24 protein-coding genes are annotated in these 26,227 nt (G+C 71.7%); 14 read left to right on the forward strand and 10 right to left on the reverse strand.

The window, feature by feature from the left end; translation table 11 throughout:
- Positions 1–207: 207 nt before the first annotated feature.
- On the forward strand, positions 208–372 hold the full coding sequence (gene rpmG, locus ACGH7X_RS37020) for a 50S ribosomal protein L33 (protein ID WP_399894278.1): 165 nt from the start codon (positions 208–210) through the stop codon (positions 370–372).
- 27 nt (positions 373–399) lie between these two features.
- Positions 400–522 (forward strand): type B 50S ribosomal protein L36, encoded by a 123-nt coding sequence (ykgO, locus tag ACGH7X_RS37025; protein ID WP_399894281.1) that lies wholly within the window; start codon positions 400–402, stop codon positions 520–522.
- 74 nt (positions 523–596) lie between these two features.
- Here the strand turns inward: ykgO and ACGH7X_RS37030 are convergent, their stop codons facing one another.
- Complete coding sequence (locus ACGH7X_RS37030) at positions 597–2,507, reverse strand: TerD family protein (RefSeq protein WP_399894284.1); 1,911 nt, start codon at positions 2,505–2,507, stop codon at positions 597–599.
- A gap of 164 nt (positions 2,508–2,671) precedes the next feature.
- On the opposite strand from ACGH7X_RS37030, the gene ACGH7X_RS37035 reads away from it, so the two are divergent.
- A complete protein-coding gene (locus ACGH7X_RS37035) occupies positions 2,672–3,745 on the forward strand; it encodes a polyprenyl synthetase family protein (RefSeq protein ID WP_399894287.1) in 1,074 nt (357 codons plus the stop codon).
- A gap of 138 nt (positions 3,746–3,883) precedes the next feature.
- Here ACGH7X_RS37035 and ACGH7X_RS37040 read toward each other — a convergent pair whose 3' ends face one another.
- Positions 3,884–5,110 (reverse strand): S8 family peptidase, encoded by a 1,227-nt coding sequence (locus ACGH7X_RS37040; RefSeq protein ID WP_399894290.1) that lies wholly within the window; start codon positions 5,108–5,110, stop codon positions 3,884–3,886.
- Between the two features lie 294 nt (positions 5,111–5,404).
- On the opposite strand from ACGH7X_RS37040, the gene ACGH7X_RS37045 reads away from it, so the two are divergent.
- Complete coding sequence (locus tag ACGH7X_RS37045; RefSeq protein WP_399894293.1) at positions 5,405–6,838, forward strand: WGR domain-containing protein; 1,434 nt, start codon at positions 5,405–5,407, stop codon at positions 6,836–6,838.
- A gap of 13 nt (positions 6,839–6,851) precedes the next feature.
- Here ACGH7X_RS37045 and ACGH7X_RS37050 read toward each other — a convergent pair whose 3' ends face one another.
- Together ACGH7X_RS37050 and ACGH7X_RS37055 are read right to left on the reverse strand one after the other, a co-directional pair.
- Entirely contained in the window at positions 6,852–7,274 is a 423-nt protein-coding gene (locus ACGH7X_RS37050; protein ID WP_399894294.1) for a DUF350 domain-containing protein, read from the reverse strand.
- 82 nt (positions 7,275–7,356) lie between these two features.
- Entirely contained in the window at positions 7,357–8,457 is a 1,101-nt protein-coding gene (locus tag ACGH7X_RS37055; protein WP_399894297.1) for a DUF475 domain-containing protein, read from the reverse strand.
- Positions 8,458–8,638: 181 nt separating this feature from the next.
- Here ACGH7X_RS37055 and ACGH7X_RS37060 point away from each other — a divergent pair, with 181 nt between their 5' ends.
- From ACGH7X_RS37060 to ACGH7X_RS37075, 4 genes are all read left to right on the forward strand, one after another.
- Positions 8,639–9,094, forward strand: a complete 456-nt coding sequence (locus ACGH7X_RS37060; protein WP_399894300.1) for a Fur family transcriptional regulator — start codon at positions 8,639–8,641, stop codon at positions 9,092–9,094.
- A gap of 29 nt (positions 9,095–9,123) precedes the next feature.
- Complete coding sequence (gene katG / locus ACGH7X_RS37065) at positions 9,124–11,346, forward strand: catalase/peroxidase HPI (protein WP_399894303.1); 2,223 nt, start codon at positions 9,124–9,126, stop codon at positions 11,344–11,346.
- An 89-nt stretch (positions 11,347–11,435) separates the two neighbouring features.
- Positions 11,436–12,437, forward strand: coding sequence for a phosphotransferase (locus tag ACGH7X_RS37070; protein WP_399894306.1), 1,002 nt, complete (start codon positions 11,436–11,438; stop codon positions 12,435–12,437).
- A gap of 58 nt (positions 12,438–12,495) precedes the next feature.
- The gene (locus ACGH7X_RS37075) at positions 12,496–12,762 is read left to right on the forward strand and encodes a hypothetical protein (protein WP_399894309.1); all 267 of its coding nucleotides are present in this window, start codon (positions 12,496–12,498) and stop codon (positions 12,760–12,762) included.
- On the opposite strand, the gene ACGH7X_RS37080 is transcribed toward ACGH7X_RS37075, so the two are convergent.
- Positions 12,735–13,754 (reverse strand): MerR family transcriptional regulator, encoded by a 1,020-nt coding sequence (locus tag ACGH7X_RS37080; RefSeq protein WP_399894312.1) that lies wholly within the window; start codon positions 13,752–13,754, stop codon positions 12,735–12,737. The genes ACGH7X_RS37075 and ACGH7X_RS37080 overlap by 28 nt on opposite strands.
- Positions 13,755–13,837: 83 nt before the next feature.
- Between ACGH7X_RS37080 and ACGH7X_RS37085 the strand changes: the two genes are divergently transcribed.
- Both ACGH7X_RS37085 and ACGH7X_RS37090 read left to right on the forward strand, forming a co-directional pair.
- A complete protein-coding gene (locus ACGH7X_RS37085; protein ID WP_399894314.1) occupies positions 13,838–15,412 on the forward strand; it encodes an alpha/beta hydrolase in 1,575 nt (524 codons plus the stop codon).
- 61 nt (positions 15,413–15,473) lie between these two features.
- Positions 15,474–17,078, forward strand: coding sequence for a sulfite oxidase (locus tag ACGH7X_RS37090; RefSeq protein WP_399894316.1), 1,605 nt, complete (start codon positions 15,474–15,476; stop codon positions 17,076–17,078).
- 22 nt (positions 17,079–17,100) lie between these two features.
- Here ACGH7X_RS37090 and ACGH7X_RS37095 read toward each other — a convergent pair whose 3' ends face one another.
- Positions 17,101–17,523, reverse strand: a complete 423-nt coding sequence (locus tag ACGH7X_RS37095; RefSeq protein WP_399894318.1) for a MarR family winged helix-turn-helix transcriptional regulator — start codon at positions 17,521–17,523, stop codon at positions 17,101–17,103.
- Positions 17,524–17,597: 74 nt separating this feature from the next.
- Between ACGH7X_RS37095 and ACGH7X_RS37100 the strand changes: the two genes are divergently transcribed.
- Complete coding sequence (locus ACGH7X_RS37100) at positions 17,598–18,923, forward strand: NAD(P)/FAD-dependent oxidoreductase (protein WP_399894321.1); 1,326 nt, start codon at positions 17,598–17,600, stop codon at positions 18,921–18,923.
- A gap of 178 nt (positions 18,924–19,101) precedes the next feature.
- Here ACGH7X_RS37100 and ACGH7X_RS37105 read toward each other — a convergent pair whose 3' ends face one another.
- Positions 19,102–19,692 (reverse strand): hypothetical protein, encoded by a 591-nt coding sequence (locus tag ACGH7X_RS37105; protein WP_399894324.1) that lies wholly within the window; start codon positions 19,690–19,692, stop codon positions 19,102–19,104.
- A gap of 227 nt (positions 19,693–19,919) precedes the next feature.
- On the opposite strand from ACGH7X_RS37105, the gene ACGH7X_RS37110 reads away from it, so the two are divergent.
- From ACGH7X_RS37110 to ACGH7X_RS37120, 3 genes are all read left to right on the forward strand, one after another.
- The gene (locus ACGH7X_RS37110; RefSeq protein ID WP_399894327.1) at positions 19,920–20,189 is read left to right on the forward strand and encodes a WhiB family transcriptional regulator; all 270 of its coding nucleotides are present in this window, start codon (positions 19,920–19,922) and stop codon (positions 20,187–20,189) included.
- 112 nt (positions 20,190–20,301) lie between these two features.
- Positions 20,302–21,879: a cytochrome bc complex cytochrome b subunit gene (locus tag ACGH7X_RS37115; protein WP_399894329.1), complete on the forward strand. Its 1,578-nt coding sequence runs from the start codon at positions 20,302–20,304 to the stop codon at positions 21,877–21,879.
- A 75-nt stretch (positions 21,880–21,954) separates the two neighbouring features.
- Positions 21,955–22,797, forward strand: coding sequence for an alpha/beta fold hydrolase (locus ACGH7X_RS37120; RefSeq protein ID WP_399894331.1), 843 nt, complete (start codon positions 21,955–21,957; stop codon positions 22,795–22,797).
- A gap of 95 nt (positions 22,798–22,892) precedes the next feature.
- Here the strand turns inward: ACGH7X_RS37120 and ACGH7X_RS37125 are convergent, their stop codons facing one another.
- From ACGH7X_RS37125 to ACGH7X_RS37135, 3 genes are all read right to left on the reverse strand, one after another.
- A complete protein-coding gene (locus ACGH7X_RS37125) occupies positions 22,893–23,495 on the reverse strand; it encodes a YceI family protein (RefSeq protein ID WP_399894334.1) in 603 nt (200 codons plus the stop codon).
- A gap of 101 nt (positions 23,496–23,596) precedes the next feature.
- A complete protein-coding gene (locus tag ACGH7X_RS37130; protein WP_399894336.1) occupies positions 23,597–24,343 on the reverse strand; it encodes an SDR family oxidoreductase in 747 nt (248 codons plus the stop codon).
- Positions 24,344–24,473: 130 nt separating this feature from the next.
- Positions 24,474–26,174 (reverse strand): L-aspartate oxidase, encoded by a 1,701-nt coding sequence (locus ACGH7X_RS37135; protein WP_399897611.1) that lies wholly within the window; start codon positions 26,172–26,174, stop codon positions 24,474–24,476.
- Between the last annotated feature and the right edge of the window lie 53 nt (positions 26,175–26,227).

The following is a 26,227-nucleotide window of genomic DNA, read 5'->3' on the forward strand; positions in this document are numbered from 1 at the left end:
TGGAGGGGACGGCACGTGCGGAGGGTCGGCGGGGGGCGATGCGGCTCGGGATCAGCCGCGGATGAGGACCCGGCCGTGGCAGGGTGCCGAGCGGGGCCGGGTCCGGCGGGCGTCGCGGGAATGCGCCGGCGGGGGACGGTGTTGAGCCCCATGACTGACATGCGCGGGTCAGAACAGGTGCCGCGCGGGAGGTCGGAAGGAGCACCCATGGCACGCAGTACCGCACGCCCGGTCGTCAGGCTGAAGTCGACGTCCGGGACCGGCGTCACCTACGTGACGCGCAAGAACCGGCTCAACGACCCCGACCGGCTCGTCCTGCGCAAGTACGACCCGGTGGCGGGGGAGCACGTGCCGTTCCGTGAGGAACGCTGAACGGCGCCACGCAGCGAGGAGAGACCCATGAAGACGCGTAATTCCCTGCGCTCACTGAAGGCCAGGCCCGGCGCGCAGGTGGTGCGTCGCCGGGGCGTGACCTACGTGATCAACAAGAAGGACCCGCGCTTCAAGGCCCGCCAGGGCTGAGCGGCGCGCGTCCCCCGCACGGCCCGGCCCCGCGATCGGCGGGGCCGGGCCGTGCCGCGTGCGCGGGGCGGCGGTCAGTCGGCGACGTCGACACCGTAGCCCCGGGCGAGAGCGCCGAGGCCGTGGTCGTAGCCCTGGCCGACGGCCCGCAGCCGCCAGCTCTGTCCGCGCCGGTAGATCTCCGCCAGGAGCATCGTGCGCTCGGTGGTGGCGGCGTCGAGCGTGGCCTGGGCGAGCGCCGCCGCGCTGCTGCCGGGGCCGGAGACGATGTGCAGGGCGCCGACGTCGCCGAACGTGGGGGAGCCGTCGATCGCGGCGGCGACGACGACCTTGCGGGCCGCGGGCGGCAGCCCGGCGAGATCCACGCCGACGGTCTGCTCGGTCGGGCCGTCGCTCAGCAGCCGCACCGTCCCACCCGGGTTCTCCGGGGCGCCGTAGAAGACGAAGTCCTCGTCGAAGGAGACCTGGCCGTCCTCGTCCAGCACGAACGCCACCACGTCGATCTCGCACGCCGTCTGCTGCGCCCACGACGCGGTCACCGTCCAGCGGTGCGCCGGTTCCCGTCCGTCGCGCAGGGGCAGGTCGACGACGCCACCGCGCGGCAGCACATGCGCGGCCGCGCGCCGGTGGCCCGTCCCGGGTGCCTCCGTGACCACCGGGGCGACCAGCCATGCGGCGTCGTACGTCGGCAGGAGCAGCGCGGTGATCCTGGGCAGCCTGCGGTCGGCGTGGCCGCCGTCGAGGACGACCACGTCGGTGACGCCGGCGGACAGGTTGATGGCCGCGGCCCCGCCCAGCTCGACGACGCGGGTACGGGCCGCCACCGCGTCGGGGTGGGTGCCGCCCAGCACGAGGACCCGCCGTCCGGAGAGCGGCCCACGCGGCTTCGCGGGGCGTTTGCCCGGCTTCGGGCCCGGTGCCGCCGGGGCCGGTTCCGCCCGTACGTCAGGGACGGCGGCCTCGGACGCCCCGGGTCCGCGCGGCGTCGGCACGGCCGGCAGCGAGGGGGCGGGGGAGGACGGGGAGGGTGTGGTCGCGGTCGCGGGTGCCGGGGCCGTGCCCTCGTGCGAGGTGCCGGGGCGCACGTCGCCGAGCAGCCGCAGGAAGGCCGATTCGTCGATCACCGCGACGCCTTCGGCGCGGGCCCGGCGCGCCTTGGCCGAGTCCCCGGAGGGGTCGTTGGTGACCAGGGCACTGGTGTGCCCGCTGACCGAGCCCACCATGTTGAGCCCCGCCGCCACGCCCCGCAGCACCAGGTCCGCCCGGGCGGTACGGGTCTCCCCGGTGACGGCGATCTTCATGCCCTGCACCAGGGGCCCGCCTGCGGTGAGCCGTCCCGGGTTTCGGAAGGCGCACGGCGTCTTCGGCGGCTTCGGCGCGAACCGGGGGTCCTGCCGGGGCGGGCACGCCACCAGGGGCAGCGGCAGGTCGAGTTGGGCGGCCTCCCGCAGCGAGGCCCGCAGCACCCCCGCCAGTACCCGCGTGTCGTCCAGCGCGTCGTGCGCCTGCACCTGCGGCACGCCGTAGTGAGCGGCGAGGGTGCCGAGCCTCAGGTCGTCGGTGGGCGGGTCGACGCGGCGGTTCAGCGCCAGGGTGCACAGCCGCCTGGCGACGGGCAGTCGGAGCCGCGCCCGCGCGAACTCGTGGGCGAGGAAGTCGTAGTCGAACTGGGCGTTGTGGGCGACCAGCACCCGGCCCTCCAGCAGGGCGCCGATCCGCTCGGCCACCTGCCCGAAGTCCGGCGCCCCGCGCAGCCGCTCGGCCGTCAGGCCGTGCACATGCACCGGCCCGGGATCGCAGCCCGGGTTCAGCAGGGTCGAGAACTCCCCGGTCTGTCCGCCGTCCGGGCCCAGTGTCACCACGGCCACGGACAGCACCCGGTCGCGGCGCGGTACGAGCCCGGAGGTCTCCACGTCGACCAACGCCCATTCGAAGGCGTAGTCGCGCAGGTCGGACAGATCGGAGGCGGTGGACGCGAGAGACATGGAGAAATAATGGAGGTATATCCACGACTCCTTCAACTCGAATGCCCATTGATCCCGTTTTGTTGTCGTCTCGACCCGCGCCGTGCGACGTCGGAACTTCACGCCGAATCCTCCTGACACACTGCTGAGCGCGCCACCCGCCCCGCCCTCAGGAGGACTTCGCCATGACCGAGCAGCCGCTGAACCGCGTCGCCGGCTACGAGCACCGGTTCAACACCCTCTTCGCGGAGTACTTCGACACGCTGGGTACGACGCTGGACGCCCCGTCCTTCAGCCGCTTCACCCCGGACTGCATCGAGCTGCTGCGCGACCTGTCGCTGCGCGGCGGCAAGCGGATGAGGGTCGTGCTGCTGCACGAGGCCGCGCGGCTGGTGACCCCCGAGCCCGTCGAAGGGCTGGACGCCGCCGCCCTGAGCGTCGAACTCCTGCAGACCCACGGCCTGGTGCACGACGACCTCATCGACGACAGCGCCACCCGCCGCGGCGGCCCCACCACCTACTACGCCTACCGGGAGAGGTTTCCCGGGCACCCTCGGGCGGCACTCGGCCTGACCGTACTCGCGGGCGACCTCGCGCTGGCCCTCTCGCTGCGCGTGCTCCTGGACGCCGCGCTGCCCGTTGAGGTGCGGCAGGCCATGGTCGAGGTCCAGACGCGGGCCGCGGCCGACACGTTCGTGGGTCAGATCGTCGATCTGGAGCGCGATTTCGCCGCCGAGGTTCCGGACGTAGACGTCCTGCACGATGTCGCCGACCACAAGTCGGCCCGCTACTCGGTGCTCGCGCCGATGTGTCTCGGACTCCTGGCGGCCGGCGAACAACCGGCGGCCCACGAGAACGAGTTGCGTCGCTACGCGCGACTGGTGGGTGTCTGCGGGCAGATGCGCGACGACTACCTCGACCTGTTCGGCGACGCGGCCACCATGGGCAAGCCGACGGGTGCGGACATCCGCGAGGGCCGGCGCAGTTACGCCGTCGCCGGGCTGCTGTCCGCCGTGACCGGCTCGGAGCGCAGGACGGTCGAGCGAGCACTCGGGGACCGCTCCTGCACCCCGGACACGATCGCCGCGATCCGCGGCATCGGCGAACGCCACGGTGTGGCCACCCTGATGGAGGCGGACATGCGGCGGTACGCGGAGCAGGCCCGCCTCGTGGCGGAGGGCTGGCACGGGCGCTGGCGTGCGGAGGCGGTCGACTTCTTCGCGGCGGTGCCGTCGTGGAGCGTGCGGCGGGCCGGCTGAACGGGGCCGCGCCGGCGGACGGGGCACACCGGGCGGACCGTACGCGCGGCCGTGCCCCGGGGAGGTTCGTGGCCCGGGGCGCGGCGTCACACTGTCAGGCTGTCACCGTGTCACATCTGTCACGGCGTCCGTACGGGGTCAGGGTACGAGCCTCAGAAGGCGGTTGGCCGAGCCCGTGCCGGGGCTGGTCACCTTGCCGGTGGTCGCGCCGTTCACCAGGGCGGTGGCCACCTGGGCGGGAGTGGCCGAGGAGTGGCCGGCCAGGTAGACCGCCGCCGCCCCGGCCACGTGCGGGGTCGCCATCGACGTGCCGGAGATGGTGTTGGTCGCCGTGTCGCTGGTGTTCCAGCCCGCCGTGATGGAGGAGCCGGGCGCGAAGAGGTCGACCACCGAACCGTAGTTGGAGTAGCTCGCCCTGGCGTCGGTGCTGGTGGTGGCGCCGACGGTGAGGGCCTCGGTGACCCGGGCGGGGGAGTAGGAGGAGGCGTTGGCGCCGCTGTTGCCCGCCGCCACGGCATAGGTCACACCGCTGGCTATCGAGGTGCGCACGGCGTTGTCCAGGGTGGTGGAGGCGCCGCCGCCGAGCGACAGGTTGGCGACCGAGGGACCCGAGTGGTGGGCGGTCACCCAGTCGATGCCGGCGATCACCCCGGCCGTGGTGCCGGACCCGTTGTCGTCCAGCACCCGCACGGCCACGACCTTCGCCTTCTTCGCGACGCCGTAGGTGGTGCCCGCGATCGTGGTGGCCACATGGGTGCCGTGGCCGTTGCCGTCGGAGGCGGTGGTGTCGCCGTCGACGGCGTCGTAGCCGTAGGAGGCGCGGCCGCTGATCTGCTGGTGGGTGATGCGGACGCCGGTGTCGACGACGTAGGCCGTGACGCCGCCGCCCGCGCTGTCCGGGTAGGTGTAGGTGCCGGACAGCGGGAGGGAGGTCTGGTCGATGCGGTCCAGGCCCCAGGGGGCGTTGGACTGGGTGGTGTCGGCGAGGCGGACGCGCTGGTCCTGCTCGACGGAGGCCACGGCGGGGTCGGCGGCCAGCCGCCCGGCCTCGGTGGCGGAGAGTGTGGCGGTGTAGCCGTTCAGCGCGCTGCCGAACGTCCTGCGCACCGTGCCGCCGTACTCCTCGACGAGGTCCCTTCCGGCGATCGAGGACGCCTTGAGCCCGGCATCCTTCCTGAGGGTGACGATGTAGCTGTCCTTGACGGCCATGGGTGAACCGGCGGCCAGGACGGTGCCCTCGGCCTGGGCGGCCTGGGCGGCCTCGGCGGCCTGGGCGGGCAGGGCGGTGAGCGTGCCGGTGAGGGCGAGGGCGGCCGCACCGGTCAGAGCGGCGAACCGGAGTCTTGTGCTACGCAGTCGTGCCATGACGAGCAAGTCCTCCTCCAGGCGGCGCGCGCCCGGGTGGGGGCGCGCGACTGTGGGGGCGTGCGCGGGATCGCGCACCCGGCCGGGAGCGTCGCGTTCCGCTCCCGGTCGTTGATCAGCCTCGGTCGTCCGTCGGTACCGGACAAGCGAGTTGACGGGCTGTCAACAAACATGACATGTACGCGCAATGAGGGGGCGATGGTGGGCCCGGGGCCGTTGTCAGTGGCCCCCTCTACTGTTCAGACAGTGGGAGCCGCGGAAACGCCGCGGGTACCGACCGGGGAGAGGTCTGCCATGTCGAGGACGTACCTGGAGCTGTCGCAGGACGACGGGAGTGCGCACAAGTTCTACGAAGTCACCGTCCAGGGACAGGTCGTGTCGGTGCGCTACGGCAGGATCGGCGCCGCCGGACAGACCCAGACCTCGACCTTCCCGACCGTCCAGAAGGCCGAGGCCGCGGCCGCCAAGAAGATAGGCGAGAAGGTGCGCAAGGGCTACGAGCCCGCCGTGCAGGGGCAGCGCGCGCCCCGCGCGGTCACCCGCCGGCAGGTGGCCTCCGCGCCGTCCACGGCACGCGCCGTCGCACCGGTCCTGTGGCGCTTTCGCACCGGCTCCGCGGCGTTCGGCATCCACATCGACGAGGACCGCTGCTGGGTGGGGAACCAGGCGGGCGACGTCTACACCCTCGCGCACGGCGGCGAGGTCCTCGCCCGCTATCAGCTGCCGGACGGCGTCAAGTGCCTGGTCGCCGACGACTTCTGGATCTACGCCGGCTGCGACGACGGCCGTGTGTACGACCTGTCGTCCAAACTGCCCTTCGCCGCCTACGACATCGCGGCCGACGTCGACATCTTCTGGCTCGACATCCACGAGGGCGTGCTCAACGTCGCGGACCGCGCCGGGCGGCTCACCGTCATCGACCACGAGGACGAGCACCAGTGGGCGCGCGGCGGGCGCGGTGAGCACGCCTGGATGGTGCGCGCCGACGACCGGGCCGTCTACCACGGGCACACGCGCGGCGTGACGGCCCACTCCCCGGACGGCGGCACCGAGTTGTGGCACACGCCCACCCAGGGTGCCGTGCTCTTCGGCTGGCAGGAGGACGACGCGGTGTACGCGGGGACCGCGCGTCACACCGTCCAGCGGCTGTCCAAGGCGACCGGCGCCGTCGAGGCGACGTACCGGTGCGACAGCCCGGTGTACTCGTGCGCCACCTCGCCCGGCGGCCGGTTCGTCTTCGCCGGGGACTCCGCCTCCTCGGTGTACTGCTTCGACCGGGACGGCACCAGGCTGTGGAAGCTGGGCACGGGTGGCGGCTCCGCGCTGTCCATGCAGTACCGCGACGAGCGGCTCTTCCTGGTCACCACCGACGGCTCCCTGGTGTGCGTGGACGCGAGCGACATGGCGGTCACCGCCGCGCAGCAGGGCTCGGTGCCCGTCGCCCGTGACGTCAAGCTCGCGGCCACCCTGCCGACGTACGCGCCGGCCACCGCGGTCGCCGCCGTGACGACCGTGACCGCGGCGCCCGCGGGCTCCGTCGTCGTCGAGTGTGTCCAGGACAACGGCCGCACCCGGATCCACGTGGTGTCGGAAGGGTACGACCACTCGTGGAACGTCCAGTTCCCGAGGGCGATCCGGGAACCCGGCGCGCGGTACGTGGTCGACGCGCTGCACGCCGCGTCGGGCGGCTTCTACCGGGTGCGCGGGGACATCAGGCGCCTGCGGTGACGCGGCGGCGGTGTCAGGCGATGGAGGCCGAGATGACGGCGGAAACCGCGAGATTGCAGGACGCCGTCACCCACACGGCCGGGTGCGGCTCCTGCTCCACCAGCGTCGCGCCCAGCCGCCCCGGGGTGATCAGGTCGACCACCAGGAAGGCCAGAGCCATCATCACGAGCCCGAGCAGCCCGAACACCGCCGTGGACACCAGGCCCTTGCCGAAGTCCTCGTACGTCGTCCATATGGAGGTGAAGACGATGCCGCCGATGCCGAGCAGCGCGGAGCTGAGCACCATGGCGGCGTTGCGATTGCGCTGCTCCCAGATCTGCCGGCCGAGCTTTCCGGGTGTCAGCAGGTCCACGAGGACGATGCCGAGGACCAGGAGGACCAGACCCAGGCCGCCGTAGGCGGCGGCCCGGCCGAGTCCGTTGACGATGTCGCTCATGGCGTTGCCGGCTCCGTAGCGTGAGGGATCGCGGGTGATCGTGGTCAAGGCGCTGCAAAATCTAGCGCACCGGGCCGGGCTCTCAAGAGGCGGTCCGCAGTGCGCGGTTGCGGCGCACGGAGGACCAGAAGGAGGCACCGATCAGGACGACGCCGACGAGGCCGGTGATGATCTCGTTGATCTGGTACTGGATGGTGACCAGCAGGATGACCGACAGGGCGCCGATGGCGTAGTGGGCGCCGTGTTCCAGGTAGACGTAGTCGTCGAGGGTGCCCTGGCGGACCAGGTAGACCGTGAGCGACCGGACGTACATGGCGCCGATGCCGAGGCCGAGGGCCATCAGGACGATGTCGTTGGTGATGGCGAAGGCGCCGATGACACCGTCGAAGGAGAAGGACGCGTCCAGGACCTCCAGGTAGAGGAACATGAAGAACGCGGCCTTGCCCGCCAGTTTGACGGGGGACCCCGGCCTCCCGGCGCGTTCCGCCTCCTGCTCCGCCTCGTGTTCGCGCTCCTCCTCGTTCTCGAGCCGCTGCTCGAAGAAGCCGGAGAGGCCGCCGACGATCATGTAGGTGATCAGACCGGCGATGCCCGCGAGCAGAACGGTTTCCGCCTTGTCGGCGTGCGTGCCGCCGTGCTGGTGGGCGTGGGCGCCGAAGGTGATCGCGGAGACCAGCAGCACGATCAGGGCGATGCAGACCGACAGCATGTCGACGCTGCCGAGCTTGGCCAGCGGGCGCTCCAGCCACCCCAGCCACTTGATCTCCCGGTCTTGGAAGACGAAGTCGAGGAAGATCATCATCAGGAACATGCCACCGAACGCGGCGATCGACGGATGAGCGTCCGTCACCAGCTCCTGATAGCGGTCCTTGTCCGTGAGGGCGAGGTGCACCGCGCTCCAGGGACTCAGCCGGGCACTGACCGCCACGATCACCACCGGGAACACCAGTCGCATCCCGAAGACGGCGATCACGATGCCGACGGTGAGGAAGATCCGCTGCCAGAAGGCGTTCATCTTCTTCAGGATCCCGGCGTTGATCACCGCGTTGTCGAAGGACAGGGAGATCTCCAGGACGGAGAGGATCGCCACGATGCCGAGGGCGGTCCAGCCGTCGTACAGCACGCCCGCGGCGAGGCCGAGGGCGGTGACGGCGAAAGCCCAGCGGAACGTCTTCAGTAGCACCGGTCACTCATTCCTGTCGTCGCACCGTGCGGGGTTCGGCTTCCCGCACCGGCGCCCGCCACGCATGTTGTCTACCACGGCCGTCCGCCCCCACCGGACAGGGCGTGTTCCGCACGGCGGTCAAGAGTGGAAGGGTTCGTTTCCTTGAGTCGTTCGTGCCACAGGGAATAAGGTCGCCGCCATGACGGCATCCCGGAACGTCCGGAACCCGGCCACCGCCGCGGAGCTGCGTCGGGCGGGGCTGCGTGTGACGGCAGCCCGTGTCGCGCTGCTCGAGACCGTCCGGGAGGGCGACCACCTCGACGCGGACGCCCTCGCCTCCGGGGTGCGCCTACGCGTCGGGCACGTCTCCCTCCAGGCCGTGTACGAGGCCCTGCACGCGCTCACCGCGGCACACCTCGTGCGACGGATCGAACCGCCCGGCAGCCCGGCGAGGTTCGAGGGACGGGTGGGGGACAACCACCACCACGTCCTGTGCCGGTCCTGCGGTGCCCTCGCCGACGTCGACTGCTCCGTCGGCGAGGCGCCCTGCCTGACCGCCTCCGACGACCACGGCTTCTCGATAGACGAGGCCGAGGTCATCTACCGGGGCCTGTGCCCCGACTGCTCCACCCCCGGCAGTTCCCCAGCACCTTGATCCGCCCCGTTCGGAAGGATTCCCCTCCCATGTCCGAGAACCACGACGCCATCGTGACCGACGCGAAGACCGAGGAGTCGGGCGGCTGCCCGGTCGCCCACGGACGCGCCCCGCACCCCACGCAGGGCGGCGGAAACCGTCAGTGGTGGCCGGAGCGGCTCAACCTGAAGATCCTCGCCAAGAACCCCGCGGTCGCCAACCCGCTGGGTGAGGAGTTCGACTACGCCGCCGCCTTCGAGGCCCTCGACCTGGCGGCCGTGAAACAGGACATCGCCGAGGTGCTGACCACCTCGCAGGACTGGTGGCCCGCCGACTTCGGCAACTACGGCCCACTCATGATCCGTATGGCCTGGCACAGCGCCGGCACCTACCGCATCAGCGACGGCCGCGGTGGCGCCGGAGCCGGACAGCAGCGCTTCGCCCCCCTCAACAGCTGGCCGGACAACGGCAACCTCGACAAGGCCCGCCGCCTGCTGTGGCCGGTCAAGAAGAAGTACGGCCAGAACATCTCCTGGGCCGACCTGCTGGTCCTCACCGGCAACGTCGCCCTGGAGACCATGGGCTTCGAGACCTTCGGCTTCGCCGGTGGCCGCGCCGACGTCTGGGAGGCCGAGGAGGACGTCTACTGGGGCCCCGAGACCACCTGGCTCGACGACCGGCGCTACACCGGCGACCGCGAGCTGGAGAACCCGCTCGGCGCCGTCCAGATGGGCCTGATCTACGTCAACCCGGAGGGCCCGGGCGGCAACCCGGACCCGATCGCCGCAGCCCGCGACATCCGGGAGACGTTCCGCCGCATGGCGATGAACGACGAGGAGACCGTCGCGCTGATCGCCGGCGGCCACACCTTCGGCAAGACCCACGGCGCGGGCCCCGCCGACGCGGTCGGCGACGACCCCGAGGCCGCCTCCATGGAGCAGCAGGGCCTGGGCTGGAAGAGCACCCACGGCACGGGCAAGGGCGGGGACGCCATCACCTCCGGCCTGGAGGTCACCTGGACCAGCACGCCGACGCAGTGGGGCAACGGGTTCTTCAAGAACCTCTTCGAGTTCGAGTACGAGCTGGAGCAGAGCCCGGCCGGCGCCAACCAGTGGGTGGCCAAGGACGCCCCGGAGATCATCCCCGACGCGCACGACCCGTCGAAGAGGCACCGCCCGAGGATGCTCACCACCGACCTGTCGCTGCGCCTCGACCCGATCTACGGGCCGATCTCCCGCCGGTTCTACGAGAACCCCGAGGAATTCGCCGACGCCTTCGCCCGTGCCTGGTACAAGCTGACCCACCGTGACATGGGCCCGAAGTCCCTGTACCTCGGCCCGGAGGTCCCCGAGGAGACCCTCATCTGGCAGGACCCGCTGCCCGAGGCCGAGGGCGAGGGCATCGACGCCGAGGACGTCGCGACCCTGAAGACCAAGCTCCTCGAGTCCGGCCTGTCCGTCTCGCAGCTGGTCTCCACCGCGTGGGCCTCGGCGTCCACCTTCCGCGGCAGCGACAAGCGCGGCGGCGCCAACGGTGCCCGTATCCGCCTGCAGCCGCAGCGCGGCTGGGAGGTCAACGAGCCCGACGAGCTGGCGCAGGTCCTGCGGGTCCTGGAGGGCGTCCAGCAGGAGTTCAACTCCGGCGCCGGCGCCAAGAAGGTCTCCCTGGCCGACCTGATCGTCCTCGGCGGCTCGGCCGCCGTCGAGAAGGCCGCCAAGGAAGCCAGCTTCCAGGTGCAGGTCCCGTTCGCCGCGGGCCGCGTGGACGCGACGGAGGAGCACACCGACGCCGAGTCGTTCGAGGCGCTGGAGCCGACCGCCGACGGGTTCCGCAACTACCACGGCAAGGGCAACCGGCTGCCGGCCGAGTTCCTGCTGCTCGACCGGGCGAACCTGCTCACCCTGAGCGCACCCGAGACGACCGCCCTGGTCGGCGGCCTGCGGGTGCTGGGCGCGGGACACCAGCAGTCCCAGCTCGGCGTGTTCACCCGGACGCCCGGCGTGCTGACCAACGACTTCTTCGTCAACCTGCTCGACCTGGGCACCACGTGGAAGTCGACGTCCGAGGACCAGACCACGTTCGAGGGCCGCGACGCCGCCACCGGCGAGGTCAAGTGGGCCGGCAGCCGCGCCGACCTGGTCTTCGGCTCCAACTCCGAGCTGCGGGCGCTCGCCGAGGTCTACGCGAGCGACGACGCGAAGGAGAAGTTCGTGCACGACTTCGTCGCCGCCTGGGTCAAGGTCATGAACCTGGACCGCTTCGACCTGGCCTGAGCCGGTGACCTCCGGGCCGGCCGGCACCGGCCGGCCCGGAGGGACGAAATCCGGTGGCCACGCGTGGCGCACGGTGCTGGGATGGCGTGATGCTCAGCGATGTGCCCGCGGTCGTGGACCGGGGCCGCCACCAGGACACGGTGACTCCCTGGGACGAGGCCGCCTGGCGGACCGCCGCCCTCGGCTGGATCGAGGCCGGGCTGGCCGCACGGGGCCTGCGGCCGACGGGGGAGTGGCGGGTGCGGCTGCGGCCGTGGTCCGTCCTGCTGCGGCTGGGCGTCGAGGGCCGCGACCCGGTCTGGTTCAAGGCCAACCCCCCGGCCAGTGCCTTCGAGGGCGCGCTGACCGCGGCGCTGGCCCGCTGGGTCCCCCGGCACGTGCTGGAGCCGCTGGCGGTGGACACCGGCCGGGGCTGGTCCCTGCTGCCCGACGGGGGACCGCTCCTGCGGGACGTACTCGCGCGGAAGACGGTCGGACCCGGTGTGTGGGAAGAGCTCCTGCGCCAGTACGCGGCCATGCAGCACGCCCTGACCGCGCGCGCCCCCGAGATCGCACGGCTGGGCGTTCCCGCCGTGCCCGCCGCCGCGCTGCCCGACGTCTTCGACCGGCTCGACGCCACCCCGCTGCGGCCGGAGGAAAGAAGGAGACTCGGAAGACTCCGCCCCCGTCTCGTGGACTGGTGCGCCGAACTCGCGGCCGTGGGCGTCCCGGACACCCTCGACCACGCGGACCTGCACGACGGCCAGCTGTTCCACCCCGGGCCCGGCAGGTTCACCTTCTTCGACTGGGGCGACGCCGTCGTCTCCCACCCCTTCTGCAGCCTGCCGGTCCCCGCCCGCCGGGCCGTCGAGCGGTACGGAGCCCACGTACTGCCACGTCTGCGCGACGCCTACCTGGAGCCGTGGACGGGCGCCGGCCGGACGACGGCGGAACTGCGGCGCGCGGTGCGCCTCGCCTGGCGGCTCAGCGCCCTGAGCCGGGCCGCCGCCTACGGCAGGCTCTTCCCCACCGCGACCGGCACCGCCGGCGCGGCCACGGCCGCGGCAGGCGCGCGCTGCCTGCTGGAACTGCTGGACGACCCACCGCTGTAGAGGCGGCCCGTCCCCGGCGCACGGGCCGTTGTCAGTGGCGGATGCGAGGCTTCGAGTCATGGATGAGGTGGAATTCATGCGGGGTAGGGTCTACGGCGCAGACCACGACAATCCCGGACCGCGCGCCGGACGCGTCTACGCCCATCTGGTGGGCGGCCCCCTGGACGGCCTGCTCCTGGACGTCACGGACCTCACGGAACACGAACGCGTCCGCGGGGTGTCACTGGCGACGGAGATAGGCCGCTACGGCCCGGGCGGCCGCACCGCCTACGGTCCGAGGCCGGGTGATCCACGCCGCTACGACTGGCGGGGCGACGTGCCCTGATCCCACCCGGTCGCACCCGTCTGCCCGACCAGCGCCGCGAGCAGCCAGTCGTGCGCGGAGCCGGGGGTCGGCTCCGGCCGCCCGCCGGGCACGGTGATCACCTCGGTCACCAGCTCCCAGTAGCCGTCCAGCCGAGGGTCGACGGCGAGCTGCCCGGCCAGCCGGCGGCGGAAGTCCGGGGTGTCCCGGACCCCGTACGCGCCCGTGTACGCGGCCACGAAACCGTCCAGCGCCTCACCCGGGTGGGGATCCCGGTCCCGGCGCAGGTGTACGCCGGCCAGCTCGTACGCCTCCGCCAGCCCGGCGTACAGCACGGCCGCCCCCCGGGCCCCGGCCGCCCGGTGCGCCTCCGGCTGGGGCTGAGCCGTGCCGGGGCGGCACGGGGCGAGTGTCAGGGCGTTCAGCCGGGCGAAGGCGAGGACCTGGGAGGGGGCGGGGTCGTCGGGCGGCTGCGGAACCGCCACGTCCAGGAAGGCCCCGGCCGACCGGGCCGGCATCCGCGCCGGCAGCCAGCCGCGCCAGAACCGGACCAGTGGGGCCGTGCTGGGCGGCAGGGGCACGGCACCGATGAGCCGCAGCCGGCCCGCCCGTTCCCCGGGCGGACACTCCTGCACCAGCCGCAGGGCGGCCTCCCGCCAGCGCAACGCCCGCAGTTCGGAGCCGAGTTCGCGCAGCCGCTCCGCCACCGCCGACTCCAGCACGGCACTCGCTCCGCCCCCGCCCCCGTGGCCGGTCCCGTTCCCGTCATCGGCCTCGTCATCGGCCTCGAGAATCCGCCGTACCTCGGGCACGGACAGGTCGAGAGCGCGCAGGGAGCGGATCAGTCGCAGCCGGCCGAGCGCCTCGGGGCCGTACCTGCGGTGCCCGCCGGCGCTGCGGGAGACCTCCGGCAGCAGACCGCGATCGGAGTAGAAGCGCACGGTCTTGACGGTGACGCCCGCGAGCTCGGCCAGTTCCCCGATGCCGCACAGACCGTCGTACGACGTGAACACTTGAACCTCCCTCAGGGGGAGTTTCTACCGTACCGGCGAGAGCGGGCCGGCGACCGGGCCGGACCACGGACCGAGGAGAGACCATGACCGCGTTCATCCTGGTGTCGGGCATGTTCACCGGCACACACGTGTGGCAGGAGACGGCCGCCCGCCTGACCGCCGCCGGTGCGCGGGCGCACACCGTCGCCCTCACCGGGCTCGACGGACCGCGCGCGGCGACGGGGACCGGCGGCATCGACCTGGAGACACACATCGCGGACGTACTCGCCGCGATCGACGCGCTCGACACGGCGGCCGACGAGAAGATCGTGCTGGTCGGCCACGACTACGGCATCCACCCGGCGGTCGCGGCCGCCGACCGGCGTGCGCGGCGCGTCGAAAGGATCGTCCACCTGGATTCCGGCCTGCCGCGGAACGGCGTCCCGGCCCTGGCCGCCCTGCCCGACCAGTCCCTGCGCGAGAAGTACGCCGGATGGGACGCGACGGGCGGCGACGCAGACGGGGACGGGGACGAGGGCAAGGGCGAGGCGTCCGACGGGGTGCTGCCTCCCCCGGCCCACGACGAGTGGCCGCGCTGGGGCAGCATCGCGGGCGTTCCGGGCGCGGCCCTTGACCGGCTCACCGCCCTCGCCGCCCCGCAGCCGCTGGGCACCCTGCTCCAGCCGCTGCGGCTGACCGGCGCCGTGGACCCGGTGCCCACCACCGGCGTGCTGTGCACGGGCAACGGCTCGAGCATCGAGCTGGTCCAGATGCTGGTGGGCCTCGGCGACCCCGCGCTGCGGGCCCTGACCGACCCCCGGGTGACCTTCTTCGAACTCTCCACCGGACACTGGCCGATGCTGTCCTGCCCCGCCGAACTCACGGACGTGCTGCTGCGTGCCGCGGCCGGGGAGGGACACCGGCTGGAGCCCGTGGACGCCGAGGCGCCGCCCGCACACCTCGGGCCGTTCCTGCTGGACGTCCCCGAAGTCCCCCGGGAGCGGCACGGGAACGTCGATCTGTACCTCCCGGACGCCGAGGAGCCGCGCCCGGCGGTCGTGTTCGTGCACGGCGGCCCGGTGCCCGCCGACGCCCGGCCGACCCCGCGGGACTGGCCGACCCTGACGGGATACGCCCGGTACGCGGCCGGGGACGGGGCGGTGGGCGTGGTCCTCGACCACCGCCTGCACGACCTGGCCGACTACGGGCGCGCCGCCGCCGACGTGGCCGCCGCCGTGGAACTGGTCCGGGCCGACCCCCGGGTGGACGCGGACCGGATCGCGCTGTGGTTCTTCTCGGGCGGCGGCCTGCTCGCGGCCGACTGGCTGGACACGCCCCCGGCGTGGCTGCGCTGCCTGGCGGCGACGTACCCGATCCTCGCCCCACTGCCGAACTGGGGCCTGTCCGGCACCCGGTTCCACCCGGCGCGTGCGCTGGCCCAGGCGGGGGCCCTGCCCGTCGTACTCACCCGGGTGGGGCTGGAGATGCCCGAGATCGCCGCCACCGTCGAGGAGTTCCTGGCCGCTGCCAAGGACTGCGGGGCGAACGTGGAGGTGATCGACGTGCCGCGCGGCCACCACGCCTTCGAGACGGTCGACCGGACCGACGAGTCGCGCGAGGCGGTGCGCCGCGCCATGCGTACGGTGCTCGGCCGCACCGGCCCGGGCCGGGCGCCGTGACGCCGTGCGGCCGGGCGCGCCGGTCACCAATCCGCGCGCCGCCCGGCCCCGGATTACCGACGTGAGCGACGCAGACAAGACCCCACGCAAACCGTCGGCCAGGACATGGACCCGCCTCGCGCTGGGCGCGCTGAGCGGTCTCCTGGCCGGCGGCGCCGCGCTCGCCGTCGCGGAGCTGGTGGCGGCGGCGGTACGTCCGCAGGCCGGACCGGTCGTCGCGGTCGGCGGGGCCGCCATCGACCGCACGCCGACGGGTGTGAAGGACTGGGCGATCCGCTCCTTCGGCACCAACGACAAGCTGGTGCTCCAGCTCGGCATCCTCGCCGTCCTGGCGTTGCTGGCCCTGGCCCTCGGCGTGCTCGCCGCCCGCCACCGGCGCACCGGCGCCGCGGGCGTCCTGGTCTTCGGCGTCGTCGGCGCGGCAGCCGCCCTCGGCAGGCCCGACTCCACCGGCGTCACGGACGCCTTCCCCTCCGTCCTCGGGGCGGTCGCCGGCGCCGTGCTCCTGTACGTCCTCGTCGGCCTCCTCCCGGCACCACGCTGGGACCTGCCACCGGCGGCGACACCGAGCGAGGGCTGGGACCGGCGCCGCTTCGTGATCGCGGCGGGCGCCGCTGCCGCCGCCTCGGCCGGGGCCGGCGTCCTCGGCCGGGCCCTGAACGGTGCGGACGGCCGGGAAGCGGTCGCCTCCCGCAAGAACGTCACCCTGCCACCGCCCGCCTCGCGCGCCCCCGCGGTGCCCCGGCGCGCACAGGTCCGGGTGGACGGGATCAGCTCCTTCGTCACCCCCAACAGCGACTTCTACCGGGTCGACACCGCCCTGGTCGTCCCCAAGGTGGACGCCACCACCTGGCGGCTGCGCCTCCACGGCGAGGGGGTCGCCCGGGAGAAGACCCTGACCTTCGACGACCTGCTGCGGCGGAAGCTGATCGAGCGCGACATCACCCTCACCTGCGTGTCCAACGAGGTCGGCGGCCCCTACGTCGGCAACGCCCGCTGGATCGGCGTCCGGTTGGCCGACCTGCTCGAGGAGTGCGGCGTCCGCCCGCCGTCGGCGGGCGGCCCGGCGGATCAGCTGGTGGCCCGCTCCGTGGACGGCATGACCATCGGCAGCCCCGTCGAGGACGTCATGGACGGCCGTGACGCGATGCTCGCCGTCGGCATGAACGGCCACCCCCTGCCGTTCGACCACGGCTTCCCCGTCCGCATGCTCGTGCCCGGTCTCTACGGCTACGTCTCCGCCTGCAAGTGGATCGAGGACATCGAGCTGACCACGTTCGACGCCTACGACTCCTACTGGGTCAAGCGGGACTGGGCCCGCGAGGCCCCGATCAAGACCCAGTCCCGGATCGACACGCCGAAGCCCTTCGCCCGGCCGACGGCGGGCAACGTGATGATCGCCGGTGTCGCCTGGGCCCAGCACCGCGGCATCGACAAGGTCGAGGTCCGCGTGGACGACGGTCCCTGGCAGGAGGCCACACTGGCGGCCGAGGACTCGCGCGACACCTGGCGCCAGTGGTCCTACGCCTGGCGGGCCACCAAGGGCGGCCACACCCTCACCGTGCGGGCGACCGACCGGACGGGCGAGGTGCAGACCGAGAAGCGGACCCGCACCGTTCCTGACGGTGCGAGTGGTTGGCACTCCGTCGTGGTGACGGTGGACTGACGATCCCGGGGAACGGGAGGCCTCAGTGCGCGAACCGTGTCAGCAGGTCGAGGAACTGGTCGGCTTCGCCGGGCGCAAGTCCGGCGACCAGGCCCTCGGCCGGAGGTTCCGCCGCCGCACAGGCGGCGTGGAAGAGGTCGACGCCCGCAGGCGTGATCTCCACCTGCCGCACCCGCCGGTCGCCGGGAACCGGCTTGCGCACGGCCAGCCCACGGCCCTCCAGGTCGTCCACGACCCGCATGATTGAGGCCTTGTCCACCCCCGTCTCCGTCGCCAGGTCCCGCTGCACCGTGGGTCCGCGATCGACCAGCACGATCAGTACGGCCAGATGCCGAAGCTCGACGCCGAGCGGTCGCAGCGCCTCCGTCATCGCGGTGGCCGCGCGCCAGTGCGCCCGGCGCAGCAACAGGCCGAGGGCGAAGGGATGAGCAGCTTCAGGGGCCATGCGGGCACATTACCTGTCACATGGGCGGGCTCTGTCTTGTCTACCTGCTGACGAAGACGAGAACAGAGGGAACCATGCGTGAGATCCTGATCGTTGGTGGCGGCTACGCGGGCTTCTACACTGCGTGGGGCCTCGAGAAGACGTTGCGGCGGGACGAGGCGAGGGTCACCGTCGTCGACCCGCGTCCGTACATGACCTACCAGCCCTTTCTGCCCGAGGTGACAGCCGGTTCGGTCGAGGCACGCCATGCCGCCGTGTCGCTGCGACGGCACCTGCGGACCACCCGGCTGATCGCGGGAAGCGTCACCGAGATCCGGCACGCGGACCGGAGCGTCACCGTACGTCCGGTGCACGGGCCGGAGTACGAACTCCCCTACGACACCCTCGTGGTCACGGCAGGCGCCGTGACCCGTACCTTTCCCATACCCGGACTTGCGCAGCAGGCCATCGGTCTGAAGCACGTGGAGGAGGCGGTGGCCATCCGTGACCGCCTGCTGACGGCGTTCGACCAGGCGGCCTCGATGCCGCCCGGTGCCGAGCGGCGAAAGCTGCTCACGGTCACCTTCGTGGGCGGCGGCTTCTCCGGGGTCGAGGGCTTCGGCGAGTTGCTGTCGCTGGCCACCGCGATACTCAAGGCCTACCCGGAACTGAGCCCGGACGAGTTGTCCTTCCACCTCGTGGAGGCCCGCGACCGGATTCTGCCCGAGGTGAGCGACAAGCCGGGGGCCTGGGTGGTGCGTTCCCTGGAACGCCGCCGGGCGCACGTCCACCTGAACACCCAGCTGGTCTCCGTCGAGGACGGGCACGTCGTGCTCTCCAGCGGTGCGGAGTTCGACTCGGCCCTGATCGTCTGGACCGCGGGCAACGCCTCGAACCCGGTCGTGCACCGGCACACGGACCTGCCGATCGACGACCGCGGTCTGCTGCGGGTCCGGGCCGACCTGCGCGCGGGCACGGCCGACGAGCCGCTACCACACGTGTGGGCGGCCGGCGACGACGCGGCGGTCCCCGATCTGGCCTCGCCCGTGGCGGGGGCACACACGGTGCCGAACGCCCAGCACGCCGTACGACAGGGCAGGCACCTGGCGAAGAACATCGTGGCCGACCTGCGCGGAGGCAAGGTCCGCGACTACCGCCACAGCAGCCTCGGAGTCGTGGCCACACTGGGACTGGGGCGGGGGATCTTCCAGTACAAGGGCATCGTCGTCAAGGGCTTCCCCGCATGGCTGATGCACCGGGGCTACCACGTACTGGCCGTGCCCACCTGGGAGCGCAAGGTGCGCGTCCTCACCGTCTGGCTCACCGCCGCGCTCTTCGGCCGGGACCTCGTCTCGCTCGCGTCCGTGCAGCACCCGCGGGACGCCTTCGTCGACGGCGGTCGCACCGGCGCGGCACGCTGACCGAGTCCGGAGGGCACACGACAGTGCGATATAGTGTGCACAGTGTTCCCGACACTGTGAGACACGATCCCCGTGGCAGCAGTCCGGAACATGTTTGAGCACCTGCCGTCAGAGCCGGGCAGGTGCGTCGCTCCGGACGCCACTCGATCCCCCGCGAGTGGGCGTCCGGAGCTTGTCGTCAGGGCTGCTGGGCGCGGTAGAGTCCCCGGCCCGCCCGGCGGATGCGGGAGCTGCCGACGAGCCGGTCGAGTGTGCTGCGCACCGCGTTGATGCTTCCGCTGTCGCTGTCGCGGCCCAGTGCCGCCGCGACATCGCGGGCGCGCACGTCCGCGTCGCCGACACCGGCGAAGTACTCCAGGATCTGCTCGGTGAGCCTGCCGTAGTTCCGCTGCTCCTCCTCCGCACGAGGTGCGCGCGAGGTCCGCTTCGCCGCCTGCCGGCGCTTGGGCTGCTCCGCGCGCAACTCCGCCCGCGGGCGGGCACCGGCGGGTTCGGCGGAGGCGTCGACCTGCGCCTTCGAGGGCTCCGGGGACCGGGGCGCGGAGCCCGCGGGGGCGGCGGCAGCCGCTGCCGGGGCCTTGGTGGCAGTGGGGGCGAGCATCAGGACTTCGAGGGCACTGAGGGCCCGCTGGACGGAGCCGAGGTGGGCCACGACCGCCGCCAGTTCCCGCTCCAGGGCCTGCTTCTGGACCTCAAGGCGGGCCAGGTCCTCCTGAAGGCTCTCTGCGGTGATCTCAACATTGTGCGCCGCACGAGTTCCCGAGACCATGTGTTCCTCTCATCCTCAGCCGTTGTGGACATCATAAGCGGGAGCGCACTCCGCACAAAGATGAACCAATTGTTGCCACTGTCCCACAGAGAGTGCAACGGGTTGTCCGACGCGGGTTCGTCCGGGCTCGGGCGAGGAGGGCGACTCGACCGCCGAAGCCGGTGTCACACATACGGACAGCGCTCGGTCTGAGAGGCCAGACACTTCGTCACCGAGGAGGTTCAGCCGTGGACTGGCGTGAACTGGCGAGTTGCCGAGAGGGAGATCCCGACCTCTTCTTCCCCATCGGAAGCGGCAGCAGCGGTCCGTCACTGATACAGATCGACGAGGCGAAGGCCGTGTGCCAACGATGCCCCGTCATGGACAAGTGCCTGAACTGGGCGATCGGGGCCGAACCCGTCGAGGGCATCTGGGGCGGCACCACGGAGAGCGAGCGCCGCGCCATCAGGCGCCGGTCGGCCCGCCGGGCCCGGACCACCGTGGGAGCCGGCGCGTGACGGCTCCCGGAGCGGTCGGGACGCCACCACGACAGCGTTATGTCACATCTTCACACGGTGTTCGGTCTTATGGGAGACGGAACTTCACAAACCCTGCTTCAGGAGTACCACCGTGAATGAGTCGGGTGAAAGGGTCGCCGCATGGGCGGGCGCGCGACTGGGCTACCGCGGCCGGGCGCGGGAAGCACTGCGGAAGGCCTTCCCGGATCACTGGTCGTTCCTGCTGGGGGAGATCTGCCTCTACAGCTTCGTCGTCCTCGTCCTCACGGGCGTGTACCTGACCTTCTACTTCCACCCGTCGTCGGAGTTGGTGACGTACCGGGGGAGCTACGCTCCGCTGCGGGGTCAGTTGGTGTCGGAGGCGTTCGACTCGACCATGCACCTCTCCTTCGACGTCCGAGGCGGCCTCCTCATCCGGCAGGCCCACCACTGGGCGGCGCTGATCTTCGTCGCCGCCCTCTTCGTGCACATGATGCGGATCTTCTTCACCGGTGCGTTCCGCAAGCCGCGCGAGCTGAACTGGGTCCTCGGGTTCTCCCTGCTGGTCCTGGCCATGTTCGGTGGACTCACCGGCTACGACCTGCCGGGCGACCTGCTGTCCGGAACCGGGCTCGCCGTCGTGAACGGAACGATTCTGTCCGTGCCGATCGTCGGCACCTACCTGTCGATGTTCCTCTTCGGCGGGCAGTTCCCGGGGGACGATCTGGTGGCCCGCTTCAACGCCATCCACACGCTGGTGATCCCCGCCCTCATGGCGGCGCTGATCATCGCTCTCGTGGTCCTGTCCCTGCGTCACCGGCCCGCCCAGTACCCCGGGCCGGGACGCACGAACAAGAACGTCGTCGGGATACCCGCCCAGGTGTATCTCGTGAAGTCGGCGGGCTTCTTCTTCCTGGTCTGCGGCGTGATCTTCTTCGTCGCGGCCGTCGCGCAGATCAATCCCGTCTGGGAGTACGGCCCCTACCGGCCCGACCAGGTCTCGGCCGGTTCGCAGCCCGACTGGTACATGGGCGTGGCCGACGGTCTCCTGCGCGTCATGCCCGGCTGGGAGGTCAGTGCCTGGGGTCATACGCTCGCCCTCGACAACCTCGTTCCGCTGCTGGCGGGCGTCGGCCTGTTCCTCGTGATGGGCGCGTACCCGTTCATCGAGGCATGGGTCACCGGCGACGACCGGGAGCAGCACCTGCTCGACCGGCCGCGCAACCGGCCCGTACGCACCGCACTGGGCGCAGCTTGGCTGAGTGTGTACCTCGTGGCGTTGACCGGAGCCGCGAACGACGTGATCGCCATCCGGCTCCATGTCTCCGTGAACGCCGTGACATGGGCCGTCCGCATCGGCCTGTTCGTCGTCCCACTCGTCGTCTACCGCGTCGCGAAACGCTGGGCCCTCGGCCTGCAGCGGCGCGACCGCGACAAGGCGCTCCACGGCCGCGAGACGGGCGTCGTCAAACGCCTGCCCCACGGAGAGTACGTCGAGGTGCACGAACCCCTGGGCCGGGAGAAGCTGTACGCGCTCACCGCGCACGAGCAGTACACGCCCCTCGCCCCGCCGGCCGGCGACGACCACCCCGACGGCAGGCCCACGCGCGCGCAGCGGCTTCGGGTCAGACTCAGCCGGGGTTTCTACGGGGAGAATTCGCAGATTCGGAAGCCAACCGAAGAGGAATACAAGGAAATTACCCGTTCGTAAATGTCACGCCGTGAACGGGTGCCCTGTCCTAAGAGTGAAAGTGCCACACCAATTCATCCCTGAGAGGACCACTCGATGAATGCTCGTACCGTTTACCGCCGTGTCCGCACACCGCTCACCCTGACGGCCACGGCGACCGCCGCCGCCGCTCTCCTCGCCACCTCGGTCGCCCCGGCCAGCGCCGGCAAGGGATCGCCCTCGCACGACCCCAAGCCGACGGTGGTGCTCGTCCACGGCGCGTTCGCCGATTCGACCAGTTGGAACGGCGTCATCAAGAAGCTGCAGCGCGACGGCTACCCGGTCGTGGCCGCGGCCAACCCGCTGCGCGGGCTGAGCAGCGACGCCGCCTACGTCAAGGAACTCCTGGCCGGGATCGACGGGCCCGTCGTGCTCGCCGGACACTCCTACGGCGGATCGGTTATCAGCAACGCGGCCCGCGGCGCCGACAACGTGAAGGCGCTGGTCTACATCGCGGCGTTCCTCCCCGACAAGGGCGAGAGCGCGCTCGAGCTGTCCGGCAAGTTCCCGGGGAGCACCCTCGGCGAGGCCCTCCACCCGGTGCCGATCACCCAGCCCGACGGCTCCCAGGGCACCGACCTCTACATCGAACAGGACAAGTTCCACCACCAGTTCGCCGCGGACGTCCCGAAGGGCACCGCCGACCTCATGGCGGTCACCCAGCGCCCCGTGACCAGCGCGGCGCTGGAGGAAGGGTCCGGCGAGCCGGCCTGGAAGACCATCCCGTCCTGGGTCCTGGTGACCGAGCAGGACCTCAACATCCCCCCGAGGGTCCAGACCTTCATGGCCGAGCGGGCCGAGGCCCACACCAAGGAGATCCGTGCCTCGCACGCGGTGAGCGTCTCCCGGCCGGGCGACGTCTCCCGGATCATCGAGGACGCCGCGCGAACGGTCCGCTGACCGGCCGAGCGCGACAAGGGCGGGGTGGCGATTCGACGCCACCCCGCCCTTCTGTCGTGCCCCGCGCCGGGTCTCGCGGTGGGGCGGAAGCCGTGTCAGGCGGCGGCCTCCGCCGGCTCCTGCCGCACCGCGGAGACGTCGAGTATCAGCGTCACCTTGTCGCCGATGAGAACGCCTCCGGTTTCCAGAGCGGCGTTCCAGGTGAGCCCCCAGTCGGACCGCTGCAGGGTGGCCCTGCCCTCGAAACCGACCCGGTGCTGGCCGTAGGAGTCCTGTCCCGAACCCCCGAACGTGACCTCGATGTCGACGGGCAGCTCGATGTCCTTGATCTTGAGGCCGCCGACCAGGCGGAAGACGTCCTCCCCGACGGGAACGACTCCCGTGGAGCGGAAGGTCATCAGCGGAAAGGTCGCGGAGTCGAAGAACTCGGGGCCCGTGAGATGGGCGTCCCGGTCACGGATGCCCGTGTCCAGGCTCTGCGTCTGGACACTCACGTAGGCCTCGGACCGGTCGGGCCGGGACCCGTCGAGTTTGAGGAGCCCTTCGAACGAGTCGAACTTCCCCCGGACATTCGAAATCATGGCGTGCCGGACGGAGAAGCCGACCGTGCTGTGCACCGGGTCGATGGTGTAGGCGCCGGTCAGTCCCTGGTACGGGCCGGCGGCGGAGAGCGTGTTGCGCGTGCGGTTCCTGAGCATGACGATCCTCTTCCTGCGTGCTGGGGAGGTGGATTTCGGCGTCCGGGTGCCGAAAGACAACGGGGTGGCCCCCGAAACAGGGGCCACCCCGGCTGAACGGTTCAGCGTTGCTGCGCGGACCAGTCGGCGATGCGCGTCTCGGCGAGGTGCGCGCCGGGGCCGGGAAGGAGCGTGGTCTCCTGGAGCTGCGCGCCGAAGTACGGGGCCTTCGGGTCCGCCACGACCTTGCGGGGGTCGTTCTTGGCGGCCAGGGCCCTGCGGACGAGCTCGTCCAGCTGGAACGCCTCGGGCCCGGCCACCTCCACCACGCCGCCCACGGGCGTGCCGACGGCCGTGCGGCCCACCGCGGCGGCCACGTCGTCGGAGTAGACGGGCTGGATCTTGACGGGGGCGAGGTGCACGGTGTCGCCCTCGGTCGCGGAGTCCGTGATGCCCTTCATGAACTCGAAGAACTGCGTCGCGTGGACGATGGAGAACGGGATTCCCGATTCCCTGATCAGCTCCTCCTGCGCCTGCTTGGCACGGAAGTAGCCGCTCTCCTGGAGCCGCTCGGTGCCGACGACGGAGAGCGCGACATGGTGGGTCACCCCGGCCTCCGCCTCCGCCTTGAGGAGGTTGGTGGTCGACGTGCGGAAGAACTCCATCACGGCGTCGTCCGCGAACGAGGGGGAGTTCGAGACGTCGACCACGACGGAGGCGCCCTGCAGAACCTCGGCCAGACCCTCACCCGTCAGCGTGTTGACGCCGGTGTTGGGCGCGGCCGGAACGGCCTCGTGGCCGTGCTCATTGAGCTTGGCGACCAGCTTCGAGCCGATCAGACCGGTCCCGCCGATGACTACGACCTTCATGATTTCGGATCCTCTCCGATATTCTCCGTGCACGGCGGCGGCCGTGAATCACTGAAACGCCGTCCGGCCGTGCCGGTCAATGGGTGCCTTCACTGGGAAAGACAGGGCGGTCACCGCATTTGTGACACGGCTACTCCGCCAGCTTTCCCTCGGTCGAGACCTCTTCCATGAGAGCGGCGATCTCGTCCGGAACGGGGCCGATGCTCTCGTGGGTGATTCCCGTCGTCGGGGACCACACGAGGTTGACCCGCAGTGCCGGATCCATCGCCGGGTAGTCGCTGCGGTTGTGGCAGCCCCGGGTCTCCCGGCGTTCGAGCGCGGCCTCCAGCGTGGCGCGCGCCGAGAGGGCGGCGGACTTGAGATCGAACGCGTGCGCGAGGTCCTGGAAGCCGGCGATGTCGGGGTGGACGCCGACGTCCTCCATCCGCTTCTCGATCGCGGTGAGTTCGACGAGCCCGGCGCTGAGCCCCTCCTCGTCGCGTACGACGCCCGCGTGCTCGGTCATGGTGTTGCGGATCGCGCGCTGGAGGGCCCGCACGTTCTCCGGTCCGTCGGCCGCGAGCAGCGCGTCGATCTCCGCCCGGGCCTCGGCCACCGCCGCCGCCGAGCGCGGCTGCGCGGTGAGGCCCTGGGAGTAGGCGGCGGCCGCCTGCCCCGTGATGCGGCCGAAGACCAGCAGCTCGATCAGGCTGTTGCCCCCCAGACGGTTGGCACCGTGCAGGCCGCTGGACGCCTCGCCGATGGCGTACAGGCCGCGGACGTCGGTGCTGTGGTCCTCGTGCCTGACCCACACCCCGCCCATCGAGTAGTGCGCCGTCGGCGCGATCTCGATCGGCTCGCGGGTGATGTCCAGCATCTGCAGGTCCAGCAGCGTCTGGTAGACGCGGGGCAGCCGGTTCATGATCGTCTGGCGGGGCAGGTGGGACACGTCGAGCCAGACGCCGCCCTTGGGCGTGCCGCGGCCCTCCTTGATCTCCGTGTAGGAGGCCAGGGCCACGCGGTCGCGGGTGGAGAGCTCCATGCGCTCGGGGTCGTAGCGGTTCATGAACCGCTCGCCGAGGGCGTTGCGCAGGATGCCGCCCTCGCCCCGGGCCGCCTCGCTGACGAGGGTGCCGGCCGCGTTCTCCGGCTCGATGATGCCCGAGGGGTGGAACTGCACCAGCTCCGGGTCGCGCAGCCGGGCCCCGGCCTCCACCGCCAGCCGGAAGGAGTCGCCGGTGTTCTCGTCGCGCCGCGAGGAGGTGCGCCGCCAGATGCGGGTGTGACCGCCCGCCGCGAGGATGACGGCGTCCGCGTGGATGACGTAACGCTGTCCGGTGCCCAGGTCGAAGCCGTAGGCCCCGAACACGGCCCCGTCGTGCACCAGGAGCCGGGTGATGTAGACGCTGTCGAGCATGGGGATCTTGAGCTGGTCTGCCCGCCGGATCAGCGTGCGCTGGATCTCCAGACCCGTGTAGTCGCCGGCGAAGGCGGTGCGCCGGAACTTGTGCGCGCCGAAGAAGCGCTGGGAGATACGGCCGTCGTCCTCCCGTGCGAAGGCCATGCCGTAGCGCTCCAGGTCGTCGATGCCCAGGGCGGCGCCCTGGGTGACGATCTCGACGGTGCGCGGATCGGCGAGGAGGTAGCTCTCCTTCAGCGTGTCCGCCGCGTGCTGCTGCCAGCTGTCCTCGGGGTCCATGGTGGCCAGGGCGGCGTTGATGCCGCCGGCCGCGAGAGCCGTGTGGGCGTCCTCCTTGGGACGCTTGCCGACGGCGAGGACGTCCATTCCGGCCTCGGCGAGTTCGATGGAGGCCCGCAGGCCGGCCCCGCCCGTACCGATCACCAGCACCATGGTGGACAGACGTTGTTCGGTGATAGCCACGATTGCTCCGATCGCTTGGGTCG

It is taken from the genome of Streptomyces sp. BBFR51 (assembly GCF_044591655.1).
In the GTDB taxonomy this organism is placed as follows: Bacteria; Actinomycetota; Actinomycetes; order Streptomycetales; family Streptomycetaceae; genus Streptomyces.

Bases quoted from the DNA above. Each gene is read 5' to 3' on its own strand.
- ACGH7X_RS37130 (WP_399894336.1), bottom strand. From the start codon at position 24,343: ATGAAGGTCGTAGTCATCGGCGGGACCGGTCTGATCGGCTCGAAGCTG.
- ACGH7X_RS37035 (WP_399894287.1), top strand. From the start codon at position 2,672: ATGACCGAGCAGCCGCTGAACCGCGTCGCCGGCTACGAGCACCGGTTC.
- ACGH7X_RS37060 (WP_399894300.1), top strand. From the start codon at position 8,639: ATGACGGCATCCCGGAACGTCCGGAACCCGGCCACCGCCGCGGAGCTG.
- ACGH7X_RS37075 (WP_399894309.1), top strand. From the start codon at position 12,496: ATGGATGAGGTGGAATTCATGCGGGGTAGGGTCTACGGCGCAGACCAC.
- ykgO (WP_399894281.1), top strand. From the start codon at position 400: ATGAAGACGCGTAATTCCCTGCGCTCACTGAAGGCCAGGCCCGGCGCG.
- ACGH7X_RS37040 (WP_399894290.1), bottom strand. From the start codon at position 5,110: ATGGCACGACTGCGTAGCACAAGACTCCGGTTCGCCGCTCTGACCGGT.
- ACGH7X_RS37085 (WP_399894314.1), top strand. From the start codon at position 13,838: ATGACCGCGTTCATCCTGGTGTCGGGCATGTTCACCGGCACACACGTG.
- ACGH7X_RS37045 (WP_399894293.1), top strand. From the start codon at position 5,405: ATGTCGAGGACGTACCTGGAGCTGTCGCAGGACGACGGGAGTGCGCAC.
- rpmG (WP_399894278.1), top strand. From the start codon at position 208: ATGGCACGCAGTACCGCACGCCCGGTCGTCAGGCTGAAGTCGACGTCC.
- katG (WP_399894303.1), top strand. From the start codon at position 9,124: ATGTCCGAGAACCACGACGCCATCGTGACCGACGCGAAGACCGAGGAG.
- ACGH7X_RS37120 (WP_399894331.1), top strand. From the start codon at position 21,955: ATGAATGCTCGTACCGTTTACCGCCGTGTCCGCACACCGCTCACCCTG.
- ACGH7X_RS37100 (WP_399894321.1), top strand. From the start codon at position 17,598: ATGCGTGAGATCCTGATCGTTGGTGGCGGCTACGCGGGCTTCTACACT.
- ACGH7X_RS37135 (WP_399897611.1), bottom strand. From the start codon at position 26,174: ATGGTGCTGGTGATCGGTACGGGCGGGGCCGGCCTGCGGGCCTCCATC.
- ACGH7X_RS37030 (WP_399894284.1), bottom strand. From the start codon at position 2,507: ATGTCTCTCGCGTCCACCGCCTCCGATCTGTCCGACCTGCGCGACTAC.
- ACGH7X_RS37105 (WP_399894324.1), bottom strand. From the start codon at position 19,692: ATGGTCTCGGGAACTCGTGCGGCGCACAATGTTGAGATCACCGCAGAG.
- ACGH7X_RS37095 (WP_399894318.1), bottom strand. From the start codon at position 17,523: ATGGCCCCTGAAGCTGCTCATCCCTTCGCCCTCGGCCTGTTGCTGCGC.
- ACGH7X_RS37125 (WP_399894334.1), bottom strand. From the start codon at position 23,495: ATGCTCAGGAACCGCACGCGCAACACGCTCTCCGCCGCCGGCCCGTAC.
- ACGH7X_RS37050 (WP_399894294.1), bottom strand. From the start codon at position 7,274: ATGAGCGACATCGTCAACGGACTCGGCCGGGCCGCCGCCTACGGCGGC.
- ACGH7X_RS37070 (WP_399894306.1), top strand. From the start codon at position 11,436: ATGCTCAGCGATGTGCCCGCGGTCGTGGACCGGGGCCGCCACCAGGAC.